This is a genomic window from Bacteroidales bacterium, assembly GCA_018334875.1.
In the GTDB taxonomy this organism is placed as follows: Bacteria; Bacteroidota; Bacteroidia; order Bacteroidales; family UBA12077; genus JAGXLC01.
In genome coordinates, this window is sequence record JAGXLC010000297.1 from 1 (window position 1) to 5,023 (window position 5,023).

Consider the following 5,023-nt stretch of genomic DNA (forward strand, 5'->3'; position numbering starts at 1 on the left):
CTCGAAAATTCGGATATTTCTTCTCGTTTTTGATCCACTGATTGGTAGAGAGCTTCAGATCTTTAACCAGACCGGCTAAGGTCACAGAAGGATGCAGCTCAAATAAAAAATGAATGTGGTTGGTAGTGCCATTGATTTGATATAAATGGCAATCATTGTTTCTGAAAACTCCCCACATGTAATTGTAGAGGTTTCGATGGTCTGATTCCGGGAGGGTATGCTCCCTGTTTTTGGTTCCGAAGATCAGATGATAGTAGATTACTGTGTAAGTTGACATGGTTTTATGGTTTTAGTTCAACCACTTCGTGGTTGATGGTTATTGCATCGTTATCACCCCGTACTTCGTACGGGGTTACTTTAAATTCAACCACTTCGTGGTTGAGAGGATCTGTCTAGTTGTCAGGCCTCAAAAATACCAATAGTTTCCTGAAGGGAAACAACCATGAATAACCACCCGCTGCAGCAGGTGGAGCATACCCTAGAATATGCTCCAATCAACCCTGAAAGGGTTGAACAATGCGTTATCTAGGATCCCGCATACACCACCAACGCCAGACCTATCAAATAACTCAGAAACATAAATGTCAGCAGGCGATTCACTTTGGCATCGCCTTCCTTGAATTCCTTCCAGGCAAATATGCCCCACAACGCACCGATCATCGGAGCCGACTGACCCAAGCCGTAAGAAATGGCAAAAGAAGCTTCACCGGAGGCAATGATGTTGAATACCGTACCAAGTCCCCAGATCACTCCTCCAAGAATGCCAATCAAATGCACCCTGGAATTGCCCTTGAAATAATCCCTGAACGATACCGGTTCTCCGACAAATGGCTTTTTCATCATAAGCGTATTGAAAAGGAAGTTGCTGACCAATATACCAATGGAAAGCAGAAATATGGCTGCATAAGGTCCAAGCATACCCGGTGTCAGATCAACAAAATTCGTGGAAACGGATTTGGCCCACACGGGATACCAGAAACCCATAAGAAGACCGGCTACCAGACAAAGCAAGAGCCCTTTGGTTGAGACCCTGGCATCCACCTGAGGCAAGCGCTTGTAGGCAATGCCGTCGAAGATGATGGCGGCAATAAGGAAAATCACGCCAATAAAAAGATAAACGGGATCGGCGGTGGGGTTTAGCAGATAATTAAAAAAAGTGCCAAGCACCAGTGCCAAACCAATGGCTATGGGAAAAGCCACCGCCATTCCAGCAATGCCAATGGCAGCCACAAAAAGGATGTTGGCGGCATTGAAGACCACACCACCACCAAGGGCCCACAAAACACTGCCCGTGCTGGCCTGTGCCAAATCTTCGACAAAGCTTCGGCCTGCTTCGCCGACCGATCCAAGCGTAAAGCCAAAAATAAGGGATAACAGCAAAATGCCAATCACATAATCCCAGTAAAACAACTCAAAACGCCAGGTTTTACCGGCCCACTTTTGTGTGTTCGCCCAAGATCCCCAGCAGAGCATGGTGATGATGCTGAAAATCACGGCTACGGAATAAGAATCGACTACAAACATGTTGAATGGATTTTTGGTTAGTAATTGCTAAATATTAATGAACTACTTCTTTTATATGAAATTAACCATAGCCTCTAAAAAATATCAAATAACAAGCATCAAATAACAAATAATTACGAAGCACCAAATTCAAATGACCAAAACTCGTTGCTATTTCAGGTTTGGAATTTGATAAATTGGATATTTGATATTGTTTGAAGTTTGAGATTTGTAATTTGTAATTTATCCATTTGTTTTATAGACCAGGAACTTCATAATTCCTTACTTATTTCACTTCCTCCCGATAGGGTGCCGAAGCCTGAGCTCCCAGTTTGGTCGCCGATAGAGAGGCCGCATTGTTGGCCAGTTGCACGGCTTCAGAAAGCGGCAGTTGTTCAGCAAGCGCCACTACCAAAGCTCCATTGAATACATCCCCGGCGGCCGTGGTATCTTTTGCTTTTACTTCATTTGCGGGAACGTGCATCTCCACTTCATCGGAATAGATGTATGCTCCCTGTTTTCCCATGGTGATGATCACCACATCAACCCCTCTTTTTCGGATGGCCCATGCCGCTGACCTGGCCGAATCCATATCATTTACCTGAATGCCCGAGAGCATTTCTGCTTCCGTTTCATTGGGCGTAATGATATAAAGTGACTTAAGCAACTCTTTCGGTAGTTCCTGTGCAGGAGCAGGATTGAGCACCACTTTCTTTCCAAGATCTGAAGCTTTTTGAGCTGCATAGATCACCGTATCAAGGGGAATCTCCAGTTGCAGAAGGAAAAATTCAGCTTCTTTAAATTCTTTCTCTGCCTTGTCAATATCAGAACGATCCAGCTTGCTGTTGGCTCCCGGGGCAACTACAATGGCATTTTCGCCTTTGGCATCCACTGTGATCAAAGCCACTCCTGAAGCTGCATTCTGATAGGTATAAACATGATCTGTGCTGATCTTTTCCCTTTTCAGGATGTCTCTGTATTTCTCTCCAAAAATATCGTTTCCCAGCTTGGAAATAAATACCACATCACCTCCGAAACGGGAAGCAGCAACTGCCTGGTTGGCGCCCTTGCCTCCGGGATTCATGAAAAACTCTCCTCCGATAACGGTTTCTCCCGGCACCGGCAGATGATCCGACTGTACAACCATGTCGGTATTGGAACTTCCGATTACAACTATTTTGGGTTGTGCCATATGTTTCTCCGTTTCAAATTAACTTCTATAAAAATTGATAATAGAATTATAAGCCACCACCAAAGGTGGCCTTGGCCTGGCACCTTCATCGATCCGGTTCTAAAATATTTAAAACATTGGACCTGTAAACCTTTTTAAGCACATGCTTCGGCAGATCCAGTCCATGCAGCGGCCAGTGGTAACTGAACCGGTCGGGATAGAAATGTTCGTCAGCGGATTCCAGAATACGGAATGTGGTTTCATACACTCCTCTGCCTATACCCATATCGGTGCCATAAAGCAAACGGTCCTGATATTTCCTGTAAAAAGTTTGCGTAAACCTTGGAATCGCAGCTGTCTCGGCATACCTGGCCGAGATGTCGGCATATAAGTTGGGATATTTCTTCAGCAGTTCACCAAGCATGTTCAGATCGTGGGAACAATTGGCAAAATGACAGGCGATGAAGGTTGTGTTGGGGTTTTCCCTCACAGCATTTTCCAGCGTCCGGATCATTTCCCCATGTAGGAGTATGTTTTCTTTGGTGGTATCGATCTTCCATTCCCAGGCATTCATCAACCCGTCATTTTTTTCATCCATGGGAAGATACATCCAATAAGGGTCGGCAACATGAATGTTAATGGGCATTCCCAGCTCCCCACACTTCTGAAGCACAGGCTTCATTCTTTTATCATCCAGGTGCATACCGTAAGCAGGCGGATCGCAATAAAACAATCCTTCACCTTTGTCACCCAGTTCACCGACCCCTTCGGCTCCCATGGCATGGCAGCGCTCCAGTTCCTCAATGGCTCGGGCTGGCCAATCATCGCTTTTATAACCTGAATAATCAATTCCGCACCATATATCAAACCGAGCGGGATATGCAGAATACCTATCCACAATGGAATCAAACTCAGCACCGGTGGCCGTGGAAAGAATGATGGATTTTTCTATCCCTGCCGAATCCATTATACGCACCCACTGATCAACCTCTTCCTTATTGGCTGCATAATCATGTGAATGCACATCAATTACCGGGTACGCTGCATGGGGGATACGGGTTTCGGGTATGTTATACACCGACTCGGGATCGTAGTCTTTCAGCAGCAAACTGTCGGGATTCTGGGTAACAGCTCCACAAACAGTAAGCATGAAAAGAAAACCTGTTATTGTAAATCGTTGAATGAACATTTTCATAAAGCAGAGATTTGAAGAATGAACTATTAAAAAAATTTCCTTATAAAGAAAATATAATAACATGAAAGCACCAAATTTAAAATATCAAAACTTGTCCGGCTTTTGACGGGAAACAAATAAATCTCAAAAATAATTAAATAAAAAAAATGCCACAAAATCTCCAAAACACAAAATCCCACAAAACAAAAAATAATAAGTATTTATTTTTAGTGAAATTTTGTGTTTTGGTGTTTTAGTGGCAAAAATACATCTTTTTATACTGAGTTACCTATTTCATGGACTCAGCCTATCCAGTTTTATATGATATATTCTCCATTTCAATCCCCACCTTATGGGTAGCATATTCCATCTCCTTCAGATAATCGCCATAGCAGCTCATCCAGTGGAAGCCTTTCATATCCCTGAGCAGTTTCTCCCAGTCACCGTCGATGGTGCAGTCGTATTGCGAGCGGCAGATGGCATAAAACGGGTGATCGATGATCTCTCCTGTAAAGCCTACCCATTTGCTGTTGTCAAAGTCCGGGATGATGTTGGTCACCACCTGTCCCTTCCGGTATTGCACCTTCGTAGCTGCCCCGTGATCCGACTCAAAATGGGTATAAATGTGGGTAGGCTCCAGGTCCCTGCCGTTCATTCTCCTGGGCGAATGGCAATGTGCACAGGTTGTGACCCCGTCATGAGGCAAAGTGGGATCATTTAAAAATGCAGGTTTGCCAGAGATGTGGCGGAGCAATATGCCGCTGGGTATGACGGTAAAATCGGATTCACAGAAGGCCATCAGCCCTTCATCGTTAACCAGAGCGAAAGCCAGGCAGGCTGTAGTATCTACAAATTGGCCGATGCCCATGCATCCGCGCACGGTTATTCCATCGGCACCATATTTGTTCATCAGATCCTTAAAGGCATAATAGAGGATAAAGGTATTGGTCATATATTTCTTCGGGGTATTGACCGAAAGGATGGTACTTTGATCTTCATAATCCGATGCATCCTTTTCCGCCTTGCTAACAACAGCACTGTCCTTCTGTTTTTTCTCCACCAGGGATTGTAGCTCATCCATATCGGCCGTTTTCACATTCAGATGCCAGATGTCCTTAATGGCCTTTTTGGCATGGTCGGTATTGCCACCCCAACCGCCAATACCATTGACTGCA

The 5,023-nt window shown here is 44.6% G+C and carries 5 protein-coding genes; all 5 read right to left on the reverse strand.

The window, feature by feature from the left end; all coding sequences use genetic code 11:
* Positions 1 to 277 (reverse strand): transposase (locus KGY70_16760; protein MBS3776851.1); only part of this gene is annotated, 277 nt, incomplete at its 3' end.
* 248 nt (positions 278 to 525) lie between these two features.
* Positions 526 to 1,524, reverse strand: coding sequence for a multidrug DMT transporter permease (locus tag KGY70_16765; protein MBS3776852.1), 999 nt, complete (start codon positions 1,522 to 1,524; stop codon positions 526 to 528).
* Positions 1,525 to 1,789: 265 nt separating this feature from the next.
* The gene (gene rbsK, locus KGY70_16770; GenBank protein MBS3776853.1) at positions 1,790 to 2,695 is read right to left on the reverse strand and encodes a ribokinase; all 906 of its coding nucleotides are present in this window, start codon (positions 2,693 to 2,695) and stop codon (positions 1,790 to 1,792) included.
* An 85-nt stretch (positions 2,696 to 2,780) separates the two neighbouring features.
* The gene (locus tag KGY70_16775; GenBank protein ID MBS3776854.1) at positions 2,781 to 3,824 is read right to left on the reverse strand and encodes an amidohydrolase family protein; all 1,044 of its coding nucleotides are present in this window, start codon (positions 3,822 to 3,824) and stop codon (positions 2,781 to 2,783) included.
* Positions 3,825 to 4,155: 331 nt separating this feature from the next.
* Positions 4,156 to 5,023 (reverse strand): hypothetical protein (locus KGY70_16780; GenBank protein ID MBS3776855.1); only part of this gene is annotated, 868 nt, incomplete at its 5' end.

Excerpts from the sequence above, each read along its gene's own strand:
- rbsK (MBS3776853.1), bottom strand. The coding sequence starts at position 2,695 with ATGGCACAACCCAAAATAGTTGTAATCGGAAGTTCCAATACCGACATG.
- KGY70_16775 (MBS3776854.1), bottom strand. The coding sequence starts at position 3,824 with ATGCTTACTGTTTGTGGAGCTGTTACCCAGAATCCCGACAGTTTGCTG.
- KGY70_16765 (MBS3776852.1), bottom strand. The coding sequence starts at position 1,524 with ATGTTTGTAGTCGATTCTTATTCCGTAGCCGTGATTTTCAGCATCATC.